Source organism: Halalkalibaculum sp. DA384 (assembly GCF_043951955.1).
In the GTDB taxonomy this organism is placed as follows: domain Bacteria; phylum Bacteroidota; class Rhodothermia; order Balneolales; family Balneolaceae; genus JAMQKA01.
Genome location: NZ_JBINJE010000019.1, coordinates 70,391 through 89,227, shown reverse-complemented (window position 1 = coordinate 89,227; position 18,837 = coordinate 70,391). Strand labels below are relative to the sequence as shown.

The following is an 18,837-nucleotide window of genomic DNA, read 5'->3' as shown; positions in this document are numbered from 1 at the left end:
GGCACCTACCGGCTGGAGGTGACCAACCCGCAGGTGCCCGAGCTGACCCTCCAAAGCATCCCGATCACCATCACCGAACAGGACCTCAACGGGAGCGGTCGAAGATAGGCTGATCATATATGGTTCACGCAGTGTTGTTTTGCTATTCAGCCGTCGGTCGATGTCAGGACATGCTGCAAAATAAATTGATTGAATCTCGTAACCTAGATCCTGAGAAATATCTATATTCGATGAATTAAAACTTTTTAACTGGTTGATTTGCATACCTATACATAATTTTTAAAGAGGACTGCTGGTACTCTTCTTTCAAAAATCAAGAGATATGAGAGCAACTCTCAACTTTAAGCAATTTGGATTTCGTGCCACCGGCATCTTTTTAAAATTCACTATAAAGTTCTGAGAGACTAGCCAGGTAAAGGCTATATTGGGATGGTTTGCATTTAACTCGATACTTGTGGTAAGTTTTTTGTGGAAGAGGGTAAGTCATTTATAAAATATAGTCTATTAGAGAGGCCATATAAAAGAGGAACAGATGGAAAAAGATACCTCAATACAAGTTATATTTATTACCGGAAATGGTCATTCGGGGTCAACCCTTTTGGACATCATTCTTGGATCACTTGAAGGCTGTTTTAGCGCCGGTGAACTCACAAATATTACACGGGAGACCATTATGGAAGAGTATTGCTCGTGCAATACTCAGATTCCTGAATGTGAGGTATGGTCGGAAATTATCAAAAGCTGGGAAGCTAAACGAGAGATAAGCTATCAACGCTACCAGCAACTTCGATGGCATTATGAACGGAATAAAAGAACGCTGCATGCCCTGTTTAGTTTTTATCGCCCCTCCGCTGATTTCAGGGATTACTGCCTTGCTACGCTGCATTTGCTACAGGCAATCAGAGATGTGACGGGGCAGTCGGTTATTATTGATTCATCAAAGTCTCCCCAGCGCATTGCAGTGCTGTCGAAGATTGTAGACCTCCAGGTTATCCACCTGTGTCGTGATTTTACAGGAGTGATTAACTCTTCTAAAGGATTTGCCACCAAAAATATTAAGGCAGGTATTGAAGAGGACAATCCACCCCGGAAAACCTGGAAAGTTGTCCGGGACTGGATCGCCACCAATATGGTTGCTGAAATTTTCTGCGGTAGAGAGGATTCCCAAAAAGTGTTTTATAAAAATTTTGTACAGCAGCCGGAGTCTTTGAGAAATATTCACCCGTTGTTTGCAACATTGAACGGCGATGATACTTTTAAACCCAACCATATATTGGCGGGTAATGCGCTCCGGCTAAAGGAAAGTTTAAAGATTAATCCCCGCGTTGGATTTGAATACAAGCGATTAACGCCCAGGCAGCTAAAATTTGCACGCTGGATCGACCAGCTCTTCCCCTTTTGGAGTGGAATAAATACCTGACAGGAGAGGCTTAAACTCACAGATACTAAATTCTACATTACTGGGAAAAACGGAAGAATGAAGAAAATTGCACTGGTCATTCACTCGCTGGGAATTGGAGGAATGGAGCGGGTCATGTCGCAACTGGCAAACGATTTTACTCAAAGAGAGAATACCGAGGTTCATCTTATCCTGATCGGAATCAGGCGTGAAATAATTTACGATATATCCTCTTCCGTGACTGTCCATAAACCCGGTTTTGAATTTAACAACGCCAGGCGGACTGTTGATACACTGAGAACGATGATTTTTTTACGAAATCGTGTTAAAAAGATTAATCCCGATACAGTTTTGAGCTTCGGGGAGATGTGGAATAATTTAGTCTTGCTTTCATTATACGGTTCCGGCTATCCGGTATATGTTTCTGATCGAAGTCAGCCGGACAAGGACCTGGGGAAACTTCACAACCACCTGCGCCGCGTGCTGTACCCCGGGGCAGCCGGTTATGTTGCACAAACCGAAGTAGCCAAACAGGTCTGCAATGCAAAAAAATGGAATCAAAATATACAGGTCATAAGCAACCCGGTTCGCAAAATTGAGTCGGATGAGGCTGTTAAAAAACAAAATATTATCCTGACTGTTGGACGGCTGATCAAAACCAAACACCTGGATCAACTCATAAAGATGTTTGCTGAAATAGATCCGAAGGGATGGAGACTTGTGATTGTCGGGGGAGACGCCAAGAAAATGAATCTTTCTACCCAGTTACAAGCGTTAATATCAGAGCTGAACGTAGAAAGTTCGGTTTCTTTGGAGGGCTACCAGAAAAATATTGAGTCGTATTACCTGAAGAGCAAAATATTTGCTTTTACCTCCAGCTCCGAGGGGTTTCCCAATGTTGTGGGAGAGGCGTTATCCGCGGGACTGCCGGTCGTCTCGTATGACTGCGTGGCCGGGCCTTCTGACATGATTGAGGATGGAGTAAACGGTTTCCTGGTAGATCTGTTTGACATGGAGATGTTCAAAAAAAGACTACAGGAACTGATGAGTAATGAAGATCTAAGAGCGCAGATGTCAAAATCTGCTACCCGTTCCATGGAAAAATTTACTGTAGACTCAATAGCAGACAAGTTCTATGAGTTTATAACACCTTAAGGTATGATATAAAATTTACTTCGGCATTTGCTTTAAATATAAAGGCATGAATACATGAAATTATTAATCAATACGGCGACAACACATAAAGGGGGAGGGGTTCAGGTGGCCCGCTCGTTTATTGAGGAATGCCGCAGGTTTCCGGAACACGAGTTTCACGTCGTGCTTGGAGAGATGCTATCTGAATTGGTAAACCAGGAAGAATTTCCTGCAAACTTTATGTTTTACAATATCGGTTATCGTCCGGCAACACGCGTATTTAGTTTGCAATCACAGGACCAGAAGTTCAGGGAACTGGAGATGGAAATTCGGCCGGATATAGTATTTACAACCACAGGACCCGCCTATTGGCGTCCAAAGGCCCCTCACCTGGTTGGGTTTAACCGGGCGCATCATATTTACAGGGATTCTCCATTCTTTTCAAAAATGTCAATCTGTAAAAAAATAAAGTGGTATTTGAAAGGGGCCGTGTTGAAATACTTTTTTAAGCGGGACGCAGATGCCTATGTTGTCCAAACGGAGGATGTAAACCGGCGTCTGCAGAAGTGGCTGCAAACGGATGAAGTCTATACCGTGTCCAACACTTTCAGCCAATACTATGAAAGTCCCCGGAATGAGAAAAACAAACTGCCGGAAAAAACAGATGGTGAGTTTCGTTTTCTAACGCTCTCGGCCTGGTATCCCCACAAAAACCTGGAGATTATTCCCGATGTGATTACCGTGCTGCCGGCAGCCATAAAAGAGCGCATCCGGTTTGTATTGACGCTTCCGGAGGATGATTACAGGAAGCATTTTCCGGAAGAGATGGATGGAACGATTATCAATATTGGTCCCGTAAAACCGGAGGAGGGTCCATCGCTGTACCAGGAGTGTGATGCCCTTTTCCTGCCCACGCTGCTTGAATGTTTTTCCGCTTCTTACGCCGAAGCGATGAAAATGGAGAAGCCGATTATTACATCCGACCTCGGGTTTGCCCATACGATTTGTGGAGATGCCGCTCTTTACGCGGACCCGATGGATCCGCACGCATTTGCCGAAAAGATTATTAACCTGGTGGAAGATCCCCGATTGCAAACAACCCTCGTGCAGAATGGGATACAACAACAGCGGATTTTTGCTACGGCCCGGGAGAGAGCAGAACAATATTTAACTATTTGCAAAAAGTTGGCCAATGCCGAAAACGAAAGAAAATAAAAAGATTGTCGTTGTGAACCAGGCGGCAAACTACCTGACCATCGGGCTGTGCAACGCGTTTGCCCAAAGGGTGGAAACGGTGGAGTTGATTACGGGAAGCATCCATGTTCAGGGGGAGGAGCTGGACCCCTCAATTGGGGTCTCCAACATTAACAAATGGGTAGAACGCCCGGCTTATAAAAAATTGCTTTCCTATCTCTGGGCCTGCGTTCAGATCTACGGACTGCTGCTGTTCCGGTACCGAAAATACGAGGTGTTTTTCATCTCGCTGCCGCCCATGGCGTACCTGATGTCTGTAGCACTACCCAACCGGTGCAGCATGCTCATATGGGATGTCTACCCGGATATCTTCAAAGTGACCGGTATGGAGGAATCCCATCCCATCTACAGGATCTGGGCGAAACTAAACCGCGTTGCCTTCCGCCGGGCCTACAAGTTATTCACGATAGGGGGGAAAATGAAAACCCTTCTTTCCCAGTATGTTGAACCGGAGAGGATACGGGTAACCCCGATCTGGTCAATCTTTCAATCAAACGGCAAAGTTGAAAAGGAGGACAATCCGTTTGTCGAAAAACATGGGCTGATTGACAGGTTTGTTGTTCAGTATTCAGGTAATATCGGGTTGACTCACAACGTGGAGGTGATGGTACAGCTGGCGGAATTGATGAAAAACCACGAGGAAATTTTGTTCCAGATCATTGGACGTGGTCCGCGCGTTCCGCATCTCAAATCACTGGTGGAAGACAAGGCGTTGCCCAACTGCCAGTTTTTGCCATTTCAATCTGACGAGATGTTTCCATACTCGTTGTCGGCCGCCGACGTGGGAGTGGTGATCCTGGATGAGGCCACCTCAAAGGGGAGCGTCCCCAGCAAGTCATACAACCTGATGAGTTACGGTATCCCGGCACTGTACGTCGCTTCCGACGATTCTGAGCTGCACGACTACGCAACAAAGTATAACCACGCCAGGTGTGTGCCACACGATAAGCTTGAAGAAGCGGTGAACTTTATCCTGGCGTTAAAGGAGGATAAGCAGTTGCATGAAAAATATGCTCAAAATGCACAGCGGGCATCAAAAAATTATCGGCGTTCCAACGCGGATAAAATCGTAGCGCAATACCTGAGTTCCGACGCATGACAAGGACAACATTGAAAATAGTCTGCCTGGTCAACCGGTACATGCGAGGTAACTAACAGAGGGGTTGTAAAACTCTCAATTCCTCGTTCTGAGGAAGTTGTACTCCCGTTCCCGTTAAAAGGTCAATAGGGTCGGTGTACAACTAACTCCCAAAAAAATAGCAGGACCTGCAAAGGTTTCTAACAAGTTTTATTAGAATTCTTATGTTTCTTTCAAAGATGAAAAACAAGGTTGCGTGTAATGTCAAAAACCTGGTGGGCTGGCGGACCCGTCGCAAAATAGTTGTGTTCTCCGTAGATGATTACGGCAATGTCCGGCTTGATTCCCGGCAGGCCCGTGAACGCATGGAGCAGGAGGGGTTGCAGGTATTATCACCCTTCAAGGGATTTGACCTGTACGATTCGCTGGAAAACAGGGGCGATTTGGAGATGTTATATGAGGTGTTGACCTCGGTAAAGGATAAAAATGGTAACCACGCGATCTTCACCCCGTTTGCCGTTCCGTGCAACATCAATTTTGAAAAAGTGAGAGAGACCGGCTACAAGGAATATCACAGCGAAATGCTCCCTGAGACCTATTCAAAACTCTCCGCCCAACAGCCGGAGGCCTACAAGGGGGCGTGGAGGCTCTGGAAAGAGGGCATCCGGAAGGGACTATTGCAACCGCAATTCCACGGGCGCGAGCATCTGAACCTGAAATTGTTCAACGAAAAACTGCAAAAGCGAGATGAGAAGTTACTCACAGCCCTTAAAAACAGGTCCTGCGCACGTATATCTTCAGAGGAATATGAAACAGTTTCCATCCTGGCGGCCTTTGATTTTTGGGATGTCAATGAGAATAATCAATTCCGTGAAATAATTGTTGATGGACTCGATGCCTTTGAGCGGGTGTTTGGATACCGTGCAACTCACTTTAATCCTCCCGGCGGACGCGAGCACTCGTCCATTCATAAAGTATTAAAGAAAAATGACGTCCATTTTATTGATACTCCCATGATAAAAAGAGAGCACCAGGGCAAAGGTACATACCGGACTAAATTTAATTATACCGGTAAAAAAAATAAGCACGGGCAACTGTTTTTGGTTCGGAATGTAGTGTTTGAACCCACGCAAAATCGCGGTGTAGACTGGGTAGACCATGCATTGATGCAGATTGAGGCGGCGTTCCGATGGCATCGTCCCGCAATTATCAGTTCTCACCGGGTTAACTTTTGCGGGCATATAGATGAAAAAAATCGAAAAATCGGACTGGAGGCACTTCAAACACTGCTGGCGGGAATTACGGCAAGGTGGCCGGAAGCAGAGTTTATGGCGGCAGATGAACTGGGCAAATTGATCGCATCGAAATAAAATATAAGCGTAACTGGCAGGGTTTGCTTTGGGCAGTTATGATGAAATAAATTAGAATAAAATAATTCAGAGTTTGATTATTTTTGTTAGTTTTTAATGAGTGATGCTATTGATTTAGCAAATGATTAAAAAATGGACTTTTGAAAATGAAATTAAAGAGAGTTTTATACTTGGGTTATTATCTCAAACAGCTAGACAGGGAAAAATTTTCGCTTTTCCTGGATCATGCAGCAGAATTATCGGGTAGATCCAGGTTTTCGCTCCTCTCCGACATCCTAAAGTCCGTTTTTATGTACAATGTTTCCATCCTGGAGTATTTCCAATTTCGTTTTTTTGAGCTCTCAAAACAGGAACGTGAGCGCTGGGCAGGGATGGGCCAAATGTATGAATATCAGCTCAAAATGAATCCCAGAAACAGCCGCCATATCCTGGATAACAAGACGCTTTTTTACAAGCATTACGGCGATTTTTTTATTCACCAGGTGGCTGATGTGGAAGATCTTGAGAACAATCCGGAACTCGCAGAGTCAATCCTTTCCAACCCGTCTGGAAAGCTGGTTTTTAAAGTTTCAGATGGAAAGTGTGGAGCACAGGTTAAAATTATGAACTGTGAGGGTTTCGACCGCCAGGGCCTGGTCACGTTTATGAAAGAGAACAACTTTGGGTTGGTGGAGGAGTTTATTGAACAACACCCGGAGATGAACCGGCTTTCCCCTTCTGCGGTGAATACGGTACGCGTGATTACACAGTTGGATGACAGGGGAGAAGTAGATATCCTGGGATGCCGGCTGCGAATCTCTGTCAATTCATCGGTCGATAATATGGCCGCAGGAAACCTGGCGGCTCCCATTGATGAGACTACCGGGCGCGTTAGCGGACCCGCGGTGTACAGCGATATTACAAAACCGGAACAGGAGTTCCATCCGGTTACCAACGTAAAGATCCCGGGATTCCAGGTGCCCTTTTGGGACGAAGTTCTTGCCATGGTACATGAGGCGGCCCTGGCTCATCCCCAAAACAGGTCGATAGGCTGGGATGTGGTGGTTACTGATAAAGGTCCGGGCCTCATTGAAGGAAATCACGACTGGTGCAAGCTGCTGTGGCAGCTGCCGGTTAAAAAGGGCCTTAAGTCACAGTTGATGAACTACGTAAAGCAGTGATGAAATCAATGTTTTTTTGAGAGTAAAATTACCTGTAGAATAAATAAACCCCGGCCATATCCAAAAGCAGATCGAGACTGTTTGTAAATTTTCAAGGAATACTTTTGGCAATCAAAGATAAAGATGAGAAAGCGTTGGTGTCGATACGGCTTTTAATTTTTTCCAAAATGTGAAGGTTTGAGATGTATGCCCGATTTTTTAAAAGATTCCTGGATCTGCTGGCGTCTTTGCTGCTATTGTTATTATTGTTGCCCCTTTTTATTCTGGTTGCGTTGCTGATAAAGCTGGACAGCCGGGGACCGGTTTTTTTCATACAAGACCGCGTAGGTAAAAACCTGAAGCTCTTCAAAGTCTATAAATTTCGGACGATGACCGATAAAAAACGAAGTGTACAGAAAGTGATCGGGAAAGCGGAAGGCGTTACCAGGATCGGGTATTACCTGCGGAGGTTCAAAATTGACGAGTTGCCACAATTGATCAATGTATGCAAGGGAGAAATGTCGCTTGTGGGCCCCAGGCCCAGCATACAGGAGCAGCTTGAGGAGATGAACGTGGATGAAAAAAGACGATATTCGGTTCGCCCGGGTATGACGGGCCTTGCCCAGGTGTGTGGGAATATCCATATCAGTTGGAGTGAGCGCTACAAATATGATTTGGAATACGTTGAAAATGTTTCATTTCTGAATGATATGAAGATTATTCTGAGAACGGTACTGATTATCTTTTTGGGTGAAGAAAAATTTATCAATGAACCGCTAAAATTGAGAGAAACGCAGTAATGACTGAATCAAACCCCAGGATTGCACTGGCAGGGAGCGTCAACAGCAGTCGTAAAACCCTGGAAAAACTGTTCGAACACGATATGAATGTTGTGGGAGTGCTGGGGCTGGATCCCTCGGTCTCCGGGAACGTCAGTGGTTTTGTTGATTTAAAAAGACAGTGTGAACAGGAGGGATTTGGCAACTTTCGATATTTCACAGATATCAATGCCGGGGAGGTCCGTCATTTTATCGATGAGTGGCGGCCGGACTACCTGTTTGTGGTTGGCCTTTCCCAGCTGGTAAAAGAGCCATTATTGAGCCTGCCGTCATCGGGATGTATCGGGTTTCATCCGACCAGACTGCCGGAAGGCCGGGGACGTGGCGCGGTAGCCTGGCTCATACTGGGAAAAGCAAAGGGCGCGGCTACATTTTTTAAAATGGGAGCAGGCATGGACGATGGCCCTATCCTGGCTCAGCAGCCATTTGAAGTAGAGGAAGAGGATTATGCCCAGGACGTCATCGATAAAATAATCGGGGCGATCGGCACCTGCCTGGATGAGTTGTTGCCTGGGATGCAGGCCGGAACTGTTGAGGCCAGGGAGCAAAACCATGCAGACGCCACCTACCTGGGGAAAAGAAATCCGGAGGATGGATGGATCAACTGGCAAGATTCCGCCCGGTCTATTGTCACGCTGGTCAGGGCCGTGTCGAGCCCGCTGCCGGGGGCATTCGCCTGTATTAAGGGGCAAAAAATAATCATCGACCGGGCCTCGGTTGAAACGGAGCTCAATTATATCGGAGTGGCGGGACGTATTCTTAAAAAAGATCCACAAAAGGGAGTGTTGGTTCAGGCCGGCGATGGATTGCTGTGGCTGCATGAGCTGAGAGGTATTGCGCCGGATGAGCTCCGGGTGGGACAACAATTTGGTTCGCTGGAGGAATATCGCTTCGAACAACTAAACAACAAAATTGTAAAACTGGAAAAGCGGCTGCCTGATGAATGAAAACATACTTATTGTAGCTCCCCATTGTGATGATGAAATTTTGGGGTGCGGCGGAATTATGGCAAAGTATATTTCAAAAGGGTATCCCGTCTATGTAGCGATTATAACCAACGGGCACCTGGGAGCCCCGGAAATTTTTCCACGGGAAGGCACTGAACAAGTGAGGGAAGAAGCGTTGGAGGCGCACAACATACTGGGCGTTAAGGATACGTTTTTCCTGGATTTCCCTGCTCCCAAACTGGATTCAATTCCTGCATATAAACTCTCTATGGAGTTAAATAAATTGATTACCAAGCTGGGTATCACCACGCTTTATATTCCTCACCGGGGTGACATTCATAAAGATCACCGCATAACCTATGAGGCCTCGCTGGTGGCTGCAAGACCGATAGACGACTGCCCGGTACGCGCCATATATGCCTATGAAACGCTTTCTGAAACAGAATGGGCTCCCCCTTTTGGGGATGATGCGTTCATCCCGACCGTATTTGAAGATATTGGAGCATTCCTTGATAAAAAGCTTGAAGCGTTTGAATGTTACAGCACGCAGATCAAGACGTTCCCCCACTCCCGTTCGCTGCATGCCATAGAAGCGATATCAAATTACAGGGGATCCACGGTGGGAGTGGAAAATGCGGAAGCTTTTATGCTGGTACGTGAAATTAAGTAATGGATTTTAAATACCTCCTTGAGGATTTATTCAATAGTGAAATTATCCTGAACTACAGACAACGATACCATGAAGAATATATTAGTCACCGGCGTTGGCGGACCCACCCCTCGGTCATTTGTACGTGCGGTTAAACTGTCAACGGAAGAGACTGCAGCCTCATATCGGTTTGTGGGGGTAGATTGTGACCGGCTTGCCTATGGGTTGTACGATCGCACCCTGTTTGATGCGGGGTATACGGTACCCCGGGCCGACGATGAGAGCTACTGGTCGTCGATCAACGATATTATTGAGCGGGAGAATATTCATGCCGCGGTGGTATTACCGGAAGCGGAGGTCCTTGAATGGGCCCGCAACCGGTCCCGGCTTTCGCGAGACGTGTTGACGCACCTGCCGGATTATACCCTGGCGATGGCCCTGGTTAACAAGCATCGACTGCATGAATACCTGACCGATTCGCCGTTGATACCGAGGTATCGCAAAATTGATCCATCATCCTATAGCTATCAAGCGGTGGCCGAGCAAATAGGGGAAGTTTTCTGGATCAGGAGTACCGAAGGGTCCAGCGGACTCGGTTCCCTGAAAATAGAATCTGCCCCGGCCCTTGATCAATGGATCTCCATCAATCAAGGAGTGGATGAATTTATTGCCACTGAATACCTGCCCGGCAGAAACATGGCGTGCAAGATGCTCTATTTTGACGGAGAGCTGAAACGAACGGCCTGTGCTGAACGCGTGAACTACATTATGGCCAAGGTGGCTCCTTCGGGGATTACGGGAAACACCGCGTTTGGGCGGCTCATCAACGAGCCCGGGCTGATCCGCCGCTCCAGGAAAGCCCTGGAATCGATATCAGAAGAGCTGGAGACCGGGCTTAACGGCATTTTTACCGTTGATTACAAGGAGGATGCCGATGGGCAACCAAAGATTACGGAGATCAACATCCGTCATGTCGCCTTTACCTCCTCGATAGCAGCGGGGGGCGCCAATATTCCGGCAGATACGCTGGACGCGATGTTTTCAAACAACGGCAGCGGAATGAAAAGAATCGATTACAGGTACGAAGAGCCACTGGTATTTCTGCGGGACGTCGACTCCGAACCGATTGTGATGAGGGAGACAGATCTGCTCGATTCCAGCGAATAGCAGGTGCTGGATTTTATCAGTTAAAAGTTACAGGTTAAATGTTAAAGGTGTCAATCCTTGGATTTGAGAATATACTATTGTGTTGAGAGGTGGCTTACCACCGACCCTATTGACCTTTTAAACGGGAGTAGAACTCCCTCACAACAAAGACTGGGGGGCAAAGCCCTCTTAGTTGTCAAAGCAATAAATTAGCTAATTCCTGATAACCGATAACGAAGCTACAGCCGGTTATTTTTTGGTTCCTTTTTTCATAAAAAAATACCACTGCAATGGGAGTTATTCCCAGGTTTTTTAGGAAGCCTTGAATAGAAGCAAGAATTCGATCAAGGTTCTGCTCCTCTATGTGCTAACCCGGATTTACCTCACCAAGAAATTTGTTCTTCGGCAAGGCGAAGGGAATAGCCACGCAGACGTACCTTCGTACGTTGAGCAGGCGATTTTCCCTTTAACGCAGCTGGAGGGCAAATCGCGCGGCACGTTACACCCTGTTACATACAATGGCCTGTAAAATATGATGTAAGATACTGCCGGCCATTAGGGTACATAATTTCATCAAAAATTATCGTGAGGTAATAAGGGCTAAAACAGGTAGTAGATGGAAAAAGTGACAGCGAAATTACGGGGTTCAAAGGAAAGGTCGGGCGCATTTCCGGAATCGACAAGGGAATAGATAAGACGGCTTTCAAACCCGATTTTGCTACTGCTTCCCCGTTCCACGCCAACTCCGAGGATCGCCCCCCCGTCATACTCGGAATACTGGGAGGTGATGTTGTTTGAAAAATCCCCTTCAAAAGGCACTCCCACTGTTGCGCCGGTATTGGTACCGGTAAACTTGGCGTCCAGCAGGTATCCGCCAAATACTCCGCCGGTAAAATGGAAAGTGGTGTAGGGGTAGGGATTCCCGTAAACTACCTGCGAGGGGGGAGAAGTCGAAAATTGCAGCAGGAGCGGCAGTTGAAGGTACAGAAGCTCGGTTCGACTGTCCGTTTCGAATTCAAATCCCCGTAATGTAAACGGTTCTTCATACCGGGCGCCCAGCATGACAAGCGAAGGCTCAGCCTGCAGGCGGAATGAATCTGAAAAATTTTTCCTGAGAATAATCCCGGCCTGGTATCCCAGCTGGATCACAGGGTCCAGTTCCATATTGATATCCTCTTGCTGAAAATGAAACTGGCCGATGTGAGAGGTCATGCTAAGTCCCCCGTTGAGCCCAAACTGTATCGACTGAGCCGTAGTCGTTCCAGAATATATAAAAAGGCCGAAAAAAAATGCTGCAGATGAAAATAATAACCGTACACTATTCATATAATCTCCTGACTGTATTGAACTATTCTGTATTTATCAGGGAGGGTGTTAAAAATTTCCCTGGGTCACCCCCTCAATCAAGAGGGTACTTCTGTAAATGTGCTGATTAATCTAAATAAAGTTAGCAATAAAAGTATGATAATTATATAATTATTAGAAACATATAATCAGTATTAGTTGTAGAAAATACCAATATTGGATTATTGTGCTGCCTTGGCTACAGGGCGCTGTAATTCATCAACAGAAGAGACTAAAATCAGATTGTAAAACCGGATACTATGGACTATTCTGCTCCCCGAATCTACCTTTCTTCACCCCACATGGGCGGCGAAGAGCTTGACTACGTTCACGATGCATTTGAAAAAAACTGGATTGCTCCGCTGGGGGAAAATGTGAACGGATTTGAGGAGGACCTTCAGTCATACACGGGTCGGAACCACGCTGCAGTTGTGACCTCCGGCACTGCGGCAATCCATCTTGCGCTGATCCTGTGTGGAGTAACGCCGGGAGACGAGGTAATTTGCCAGTCGTTTACCTTTGCAGCTTCTGCCAATCCGATTCGATACCAGGGAGCCACCCCGGTGTTTATAGATTCGGAGCCCGAGACATGGAATATGGACCCGGAACTGTTGGAACAGGCCATCCTGGATCGCTTGTCGAAAGATGGACAAGGGAAAAAACAGGGCGGCAAACCGAAAGCCATTGTGCTGGTCCACCTGTACGGCATGCCGGCAAAGACCGAACAGATCGTGAAGATTGGCGAAAAGTATGATATCCCCGTAATTGAAGATGCGGCAGAAGCGCTTGGATCGTCTGTTAACGGACAAAAATGTGGCAGTTTTGGACATTTTTCCGTGCTCTCTTTTAACGGGAACAAGATTATAACCACTTCCGGCGGAGGCGCGTTACTGTCAGACGACAAGGCGCAGATCGAAAAAGCGCGTTTCCTGGCCACCCAGGCGCGGGATGAGGCTCCACACTACCAGCACTCTCAGTTGGGCTATAACTACCGGATGAGCAATATTGTAGCCGGTATTGGCCGGGGACAAATGTCTGTCCTTGATGATCGCGTTGCGGCAAGACGGGCCAATCACGATTTTTATTTCGATGCTCTTAACGGTTCGTGGCTCAACAGTAAAAACCATGATTTGTTCTTCAACCTGCAAAACTCCTCTAAAAGCGGAATCTATTTTCTCAGGGAGCCGGCCCGTGTTAAAAGCAATCGATGGCTGACAACTATACTTGTAAATCCTGAAGAAACGGGGGGCAAGACCCGGGACGACCTCCGGCGTGCACTGGAGCAGCAAAACATCGAAAGCCGCCCGCTCTGGAAACCGATGCACCGCCAGCCCCTGTACCGGGGAGCACCCTACTACGGGAGGGGCGTGTCAGACAAGCTATTTGAGTATGGGCTCTGCCTGCCCTCGGGCAGCAACCTCAGTGACGAAGACCGCAGCAGGATTGTTTCCGTAATCAACAGTGTACTGCAATCCTCGGCGGTAACAGAACAGTAGACCTTGGAAGGGGGATGCTATTGTTTGTACCATAAAGCCTCCTGCCAGGTTGAAAAAGATTCACAGTTTGTTTCGGTTGTATTAAAAAAGCACCCCTCAATACAAAACCCAACAGGATCCCCTCACATTCATCTAGCGTGCGACTAAATGGGGAGCCCGAAACAGCCCTGAATCCCGCTTCGGGCAGACCCTGTTTGATCGGGTAATTTTTACGCGACTAAGTGAGTAAAAATTACTCGATTGCAGTAACACTTGCCCCGCTATTTCACATGCTTGTTTTTTTTCGCTATGTATTTGATAAGGAAAAACGGCATATCTGTTCCGAAACGTCCCTTTACGCCAATCCCTGCAGTTTAATTATCAAAAGTGGTATCGAGTTGGCACAACTCTTGTACTAACATACATGGATATATGTGATTTCCACTTGGGATCACCCCAAAAACATACAATTCATCTATGATTCTGAGAGAGACGCTATTATTTCTAACAAACAAGTAAATAAATCCTATTACCTGGAAAAAGAGAAGAGAGAGGTTTGGATGGAAATTGAATCTTATAAAAAAAAGTACAAGTTCTTAAATAGATTTACCAGAGGTGTATTTTTCTTAGTAGGAGATACATTTTCGTTACTACTTTCTGCGACGGTGGCTTATATCACGCTTTCCCCGTTGACTGATGTGGCGCGTCCCTTTCCTGTTGCACTTACCGCTGTTTTGACAGGTTCAATCTTGGCCGGGTTGTTTTTCTTCCGGATGTATATGGTAAACTGGCGTCATATGAGTGTGCGGGATTTGTCCAGAATTATTGTAGGAGTTGTACTGGGCGGGGGGGCTGCTTTTGGCATTACCAATAGTTTCTGGGAGATGGCCAATTATGAATATGCCTTTACCACCCTGTTTTTGATAAACGCGATATTGACTATAGGGGCATTTCGAATCAGCAAGCGGATGTATTACGAGCTGCTGCACACGACCAATAAGCAGAAAAACAAGCATGCCATTATTTTTGGCGCCGAGTGCGAAGGAGAACAGATTCTCCGTGATATTCTCAAAAATGACCAATGGGACGTCTCGGTTCGGGCGATGTTTGACGATAGGGTCATGTCCGGGTTGTTGCTGCACGGCGTCCGTATCCTGGGCGGCAAAGAGGAGATGATCGACTACATACGCTCATACCAGGTTGATCTGCTCATCGTGGCCCTGCCCGAAATCCCGAAACGGGAACTCAAGAAGATTATCGATGAGGTTAAAGCTGTACGACCGTCCATGGATATCAAGGTGCTTCCCTCTTTCCATTCCCTTACGGATGACCCGGTAGGAGTACGACATATACGTGATGTCAGTATTGAAGATATACTGGGAAGAGAGCCGGTAAAAATTGATATGGGATCGATCAAAGCCAGCATCCAGGGCAAATCGGTGCTGGTGACAGGAGCCGGCGGTTCAATCGGGAGCGAGCTGGTACGCCAGTGCGCGAATCTGAAGCCGGGAAAACTGATCGCCCTCGATGTCGACGAAACCGAGTTGTTCCACCTGCAAAATGAGTTCAAGGGGAGTGCCATTCAGGTAACACCCTGCGTGGCAAGTGTTACGGACGAGCAAAAAATGGACATGATACTGGATCGCTTTCAGCCCGATGTGGTGTTTCATGCGGCGGCATACAAGCATGTACCCATGATGGAGAGTTTCCCGGAAGAGGCAATAAAAGTAAACGTGGGTGGAACAAGGACCGTTGCTTCCCTGGCTTGTAAATATGAAGTGGATAAATTTGTGATGGTATCGACCGACAAGGCGGTCAATCCCACCAACGTGATGGGAGCTACAAAGCGCGTGGCCGAAGAGATCTGCATGGCTTATAACGGAACCTGTGTTACAAAATTTATATCTGTACGGTTCGGAAATGTTTTGGGTTCAAGGGGATCGGTAATCCCGATTTTTATGGACCAGATAAAAAATGGAGGTCCCGTGACGGTAACCGACCCCAAAATGAAGCGCTACTTTATGACAATACCGGAGGCCGTGCTTTTGGTGATGCAGGCGGGCTCTATGGGTAGAGGCGGTGAAGTTTTTGTGCTCGATATGGGGGAACCGGTCAAAATCCTGGATATGGCCAAAGACTTGATTAGACTGCATAATCTCAAACCCAACGAAGATATCTCAATCGAGTTTACCGGTATCCGTCCGGGCGAAAAATTGTTTGAGGAACTTCTGAATGCCGAAGAAGGTGTCATCGAAACGGATCACGAAGAGATTTTCAAAGCGATCTGCAGCAGAAAGCTGACCAGGGAAGAGCTTGAATCAAAAATTTCCCAGTTGTTCAACCTGCTTGGAAGTGAAAACCCGGAGGCGGTCCGATACCTGCTGAAGAGCATCGTACCCACCTATTCATTCGAAAGCACCTTGGTGGAAGAGGAGGTGGAGGATACGGACGGGTCAGTAATGATTGGCTGATTCCGAGGAAGAAAAAAATAGAAACATCTACAAATAATAATTAAGGCTATATAATTGTTATATAAGAATATACGGGTATTATAAAATTGTGGTCTACACACATCAAGCTGAAAAATTTTATCAAAAGGTATAAACAATGTCCGACGAACTTCAAAAACCGAATAACAACAGCATTACCAACGGGCACGGCCGGTATCAATTTATTCCTGACTACACGTTTGAGACGGAACACCAGGGAAGTGATAACCTGGATCCCCAAAAAATAGTAACACTGCTGTTACGATATAAGTGGCTTATCCTCTTTTTCATGATAGCCGGGGGAGCAGGAGCGTGGTTCTATGCGGGTACACTGACCCCAACCTACGAAAGTACCGGTACCATGCTGATCCGCTCCGACAACGCCTCCAACGAGGAGCTCTCGCAGATTATCTCCCGTACCACCGGGTTCGGAGCCAGAACAACACTGATCAATGAGTTGCAGGTTCTGCAGTCAAGGCAGTTTACGGAACAGGTCGCCAAAATGTTAATAGAGGAAGATCCCGGGGATATCAACGAGTTCCCGCTGTTGTGGACCGAAGATGAGGAAACCGGCGAAATATCGAGAGCCTCCCTGGGCAATGTTACGAGCAGAATTATGAGTGGTATCAGCTTTCAGCAGGTTGATACCGATGCAGATGTGGTACAAATCACCTTTACCAGTACCTCTCCCCGAGAGGCGGCCAAGGTGATTAACCTCGTGATGGAGCGATATGTCGAGAATTCAACCCGCCAAAGCCGCATAGCTGCTGAAAAGACGGCCGAATTTTTGAAACAGGAGAGAGAAAAATTAAAGGCGCAACTCGAGGCATCAGAACAGAAGCTGGAGCGGTATATGGATTCTACCGGCATGGTAAAGATGGACCAGCAGGCTTCCAATATTGTTGCCCGCCGGGCGGAAACCGAAGCAGAACTGCAGCGGGTTAACCTGGAGCTGAAAAATGTTGAGCAGGCGATCACGATCAACGAAGACCAGCTTGAGAATGTAAAACCGGGATTATCAGATCAGTTTTCGGAGGCCATCGGACCGAAAATACGAAACATGCAGGAAGAGTTGGCCCAGTACGAGCGGGAGCGAACCTTGATCGTCGCCAATAACCCGGACGTGTTGGAGCGGGATCCGCTTCCGTCTCGTATTCAGTTTCTGGACAAACAGATTGCACGCCTGAAGTCAGAAATAAAGGATATGTCGGAGCAGCTTTTTACCGAGAATGACATCTTCATGGGAATGGACAGCCAGGTGAGGGCAGAAATGGTTTCGGGAATACAGGAGCGGTTGATTGACCTGAGGATAGAGAAAAATCAGCTGGAATCTCAGCGTGCCGCCCTGCAGCAAAACAAGGAAGAGATGGATTCCGATTTCAAGGCCCTTCCCGAGGGGATGATGGAGCTGGAAAAACTTCAGCGTGACGTCCGGATCAATGAGGAGCTATATCTCAACGTTTCCCGCCAGTATGCGGACATGTCGATCTGGGAACAGTCCCAATTTGGGTATGCCCGCATTATTGATCCGGCTCAGGACCCATACTTCCCGGTTAGTCCGAATAAAAAACTCTTTTTAATTTTTGGTCTGATGATCGGGGGAATTGTCGCCGGTGGATTCATCGCGGTAAGGGAATTCAAGGATAACACGGTCAAGGATGTGGAACAGCTTAGAACAACCTACCTGCCCACACTCTCGCTGACGGTGATTCCATCGCTTGATAAACTATCTTCAAAAAGCAGCAAGTCATTTACCAACGGGGAGGGGCTCATCCCTAAAGAGATGGTGATGTTGAGAGATCGTTCGAGCCTGATTGCAGAATCAATCAGGAGGCTGAAAAACAATATTACCTACCAGAACGGGAATACGCCGCCCAAAACAATCGCCATAACCAGCCCGGAGAAGGGAGATGGAAAATCAACGGTGGCCGCCAATTTGGGGGTGGCCTTTGCCGAAGAGGGATACAAAACGCTGATCATCGGGGCTGACTTCCGCCGGCCGAAACTTGGAAAATATTTCGGATTGAATGACGAGGCGGGATTGTCGGATTACCTGAATGGCAAAATTCCCGTGGTTCAGCTGATTCAGGATACCGATTTGGAATCACTGAAAGTGATAACCGCCGGAAGAGAGACGGAACGGCCGGAGATCATCGGGAGCAGCCTGACTTTCAAACAATTTTTGAAAAAAATGGAGAATACGTTTGATGTCATCATCATTGATACGCCTCCCTTCGGGATTATCAGTGATTCCACCGCCCTGTTGAAAGATGCCGAGAACACCATTGTGGTGGCCAAGCACAGAAAAACCAACAAGGGAATGCTGCTGAGAACAATCGAGGAGCTCGGCCGGATACAGGCCAACGTAAGCGGTATCGTCCTGAATGATTTTAACCACCGGAAAGAGGTCAGCCATTACTACGGCGAGGGATATTACCAGGCCCTGTACAGCAATTACGAAAGCTATCTAAAGTAATACGATGACCCGGTTCCGATTCTGTTGTAAGAAATTACAATCATCTACACCCAGACCGTTACGGTAAAATAAACATTTGCAATAACCTATTATAATCC

General features: G+C 46.9%; 14 protein-coding genes. 13 read left to right on the top strand and 1 reads right to left on the bottom strand.

Annotated elements, in window-relative coordinates; all coding sequences use genetic code 11:
* Window positions 1-532: 532 nt before the first annotated feature.
* The 10 genes from ACG2E4_RS11975 to ACG2E4_RS11930 all read left to right on the top strand — a co-directional run bounded on the left by ACG2E4_RS11975 (window position 533) and on the right by ACG2E4_RS11930 (window position 10,976).
* Window positions 533-1,420, top strand: coding sequence for a hypothetical protein (locus ACG2E4_RS11975; RefSeq protein ID WP_395262435.1), 888 nt, complete (start codon window positions 533-535; stop codon window positions 1,418-1,420).
* A gap of 57 nt (window positions 1,421-1,477) precedes the next feature.
* Window positions 1,478-2,554, top strand: a complete 1,077-nt coding sequence (locus ACG2E4_RS11970; protein ID WP_395262436.1) for a glycosyltransferase — start codon at window positions 1,478-1,480, stop codon at window positions 2,552-2,554.
* 54 nt (window positions 2,555-2,608) lie between these two features.
* Complete coding sequence (locus tag ACG2E4_RS11965) at window positions 2,609-3,748, top strand: glycosyltransferase family 4 protein (RefSeq protein WP_395276706.1); 1,140 nt, start codon at window positions 2,609-2,611, stop codon at window positions 3,746-3,748.
* Window positions 3,726-4,886 carry a glycosyltransferase family 4 protein gene (locus tag ACG2E4_RS11960; RefSeq protein WP_395276705.1) on the top strand — a complete coding sequence of 387 codons (1,161 nt, stop codon included), beginning with the start codon at window positions 3,726-3,728 and terminating at the stop codon, window positions 4,884-4,886. The genes ACG2E4_RS11965 and ACG2E4_RS11960 overlap by 23 nt, the downstream gene beginning before the upstream one ends.
* A gap of 203 nt (window positions 4,887-5,089) precedes the next feature.
* Window positions 5,090-6,235, top strand: coding sequence for a hypothetical protein (locus ACG2E4_RS11955; protein ID WP_395276704.1), 1,146 nt, complete (start codon window positions 5,090-5,092; stop codon window positions 6,233-6,235).
* Window positions 6,236-6,405: 170 nt separating this feature from the next.
* Window positions 6,406-7,395 carry a sugar-transfer associated ATP-grasp domain-containing protein gene (locus ACG2E4_RS11950; RefSeq protein ID WP_395276703.1) on the top strand — a complete coding sequence of 330 codons (990 nt, stop codon included), beginning with the start codon at window positions 6,406-6,408 and terminating at the stop codon, window positions 7,393-7,395.
* 182 nt (window positions 7,396-7,577) lie between these two features.
* A complete protein-coding gene (locus ACG2E4_RS11945) occupies window positions 7,578-8,174 on the top strand; it encodes a sugar transferase (protein ID WP_395276702.1) in 597 nt (198 codons plus the stop codon).
* The gene (locus tag ACG2E4_RS11940) at window positions 8,174-9,160 is read left to right on the top strand and encodes a methionyl-tRNA formyltransferase (protein ID WP_395276701.1); all 987 of its coding nucleotides are present in this window, start codon (window positions 8,174-8,176) and stop codon (window positions 9,158-9,160) included. Before ACG2E4_RS11945 ends, ACG2E4_RS11940 begins: the two co-directional genes overlap by 1 nt.
* Entirely contained in the window at window positions 9,153-9,830 is a 678-nt protein-coding gene (locus ACG2E4_RS11935) for a PIG-L deacetylase family protein (RefSeq protein ID WP_395262443.1), read from the top strand. The genes ACG2E4_RS11940 and ACG2E4_RS11935 overlap by 8 nt, the downstream gene beginning before the upstream one ends.
* Window positions 9,831-9,899: 69 nt before the next feature.
* Window positions 9,900-10,976, top strand: a complete 1,077-nt coding sequence (locus tag ACG2E4_RS11930) for a hypothetical protein (protein WP_395262444.1) — start codon at window positions 9,900-9,902, stop codon at window positions 10,974-10,976.
* Between the two features lie 579 nt (window positions 10,977-11,555).
* On the opposite strand, the gene ACG2E4_RS11925 is transcribed toward ACG2E4_RS11930, so the two are convergent.
* The gene (locus ACG2E4_RS11925) at window positions 11,556-12,281 is read right to left on the bottom strand and encodes an outer membrane beta-barrel protein (protein WP_395261409.1); all 726 of its coding nucleotides are present in this window, start codon (window positions 12,279-12,281) and stop codon (window positions 11,556-11,558) included.
* A gap of 278 nt (window positions 12,282-12,559) precedes the next feature.
* Between ACG2E4_RS11925 and ACG2E4_RS11920 the strand changes: the two genes are divergently transcribed.
* From ACG2E4_RS11920 to ACG2E4_RS11910, 3 genes are all read left to right on the top strand, one after another.
* Entirely contained in the window at window positions 12,560-13,795 is a 1,236-nt protein-coding gene (locus ACG2E4_RS11920) for a DegT/DnrJ/EryC1/StrS family aminotransferase (protein ID WP_395261410.1), read from the top strand.
* A 644-nt stretch (window positions 13,796-14,439) separates the two neighbouring features.
* On the top strand, window positions 14,440-16,245 hold the full coding sequence (locus ACG2E4_RS11915) for a polysaccharide biosynthesis protein (RefSeq protein ID WP_395276700.1): 1,806 nt from the start codon (window positions 14,440-14,442) through the stop codon (window positions 16,243-16,245).
* Window positions 16,246-16,381: 136 nt separating this feature from the next.
* On the top strand, window positions 16,382-18,739 hold the full coding sequence (locus ACG2E4_RS11910) for a GumC family protein (RefSeq protein WP_395276699.1): 2,358 nt from the start codon (window positions 16,382-16,384) through the stop codon (window positions 18,737-18,739).
* Window positions 18,740-18,837 lie beyond the last annotated feature (98 nt).

Excerpts from the sequence above, each read along its gene's own strand:
- ACG2E4_RS11975 (WP_395262435.1), top strand. The coding sequence starts at position 533 with ATGGAAAAAGATACCTCAATACAAGTTATATTTATTACCGGAAATGGT.
- ACG2E4_RS11970 (WP_395262436.1), top strand. The coding sequence starts at position 1,478 with ATGAAGAAAATTGCACTGGTCATTCACTCGCTGGGAATTGGAGGAATG.
- ACG2E4_RS11965 (WP_395276706.1), top strand. The coding sequence starts at position 2,609 with ATGAAATTATTAATCAATACGGCGACAACACATAAAGGGGGAGGGGTT.
- ACG2E4_RS11960 (WP_395276705.1), top strand. The coding sequence starts at position 3,726 with ATGCCGAAAACGAAAGAAAATAAAAAGATTGTCGTTGTGAACCAGGCG.
- ACG2E4_RS11955 (WP_395276704.1), top strand. The coding sequence starts at position 5,090 with ATGTTTCTTTCAAAGATGAAAAACAAGGTTGCGTGTAATGTCAAAAAC.
- ACG2E4_RS11945 (WP_395276702.1), top strand. The coding sequence starts at position 7,578 with ATGTATGCCCGATTTTTTAAAAGATTCCTGGATCTGCTGGCGTCTTTG.
- ACG2E4_RS11940 (WP_395276701.1), top strand. The coding sequence starts at position 8,174 with ATGACTGAATCAAACCCCAGGATTGCACTGGCAGGGAGCGTCAACAGC.
- ACG2E4_RS11935 (WP_395262443.1), top strand. The coding sequence starts at position 9,153 with ATGAATGAAAACATACTTATTGTAGCTCCCCATTGTGATGATGAAATT.
- ACG2E4_RS11930 (WP_395262444.1), top strand. The coding sequence starts at position 9,900 with ATGAAGAATATATTAGTCACCGGCGTTGGCGGACCCACCCCTCGGTCA.
- ACG2E4_RS11925 (WP_395261409.1), bottom strand. The coding sequence starts at position 12,281 with ATGAATAGTGTACGGTTATTATTTTCATCTGCAGCATTTTTTTTCGGC.
- ACG2E4_RS11920 (WP_395261410.1), top strand. The coding sequence starts at position 12,560 with ATGGACTATTCTGCTCCCCGAATCTACCTTTCTTCACCCCACATGGGC.
- ACG2E4_RS11910 (WP_395276699.1), top strand. The coding sequence starts at position 16,382 with ATGTCCGACGAACTTCAAAAACCGAATAACAACAGCATTACCAACGGG.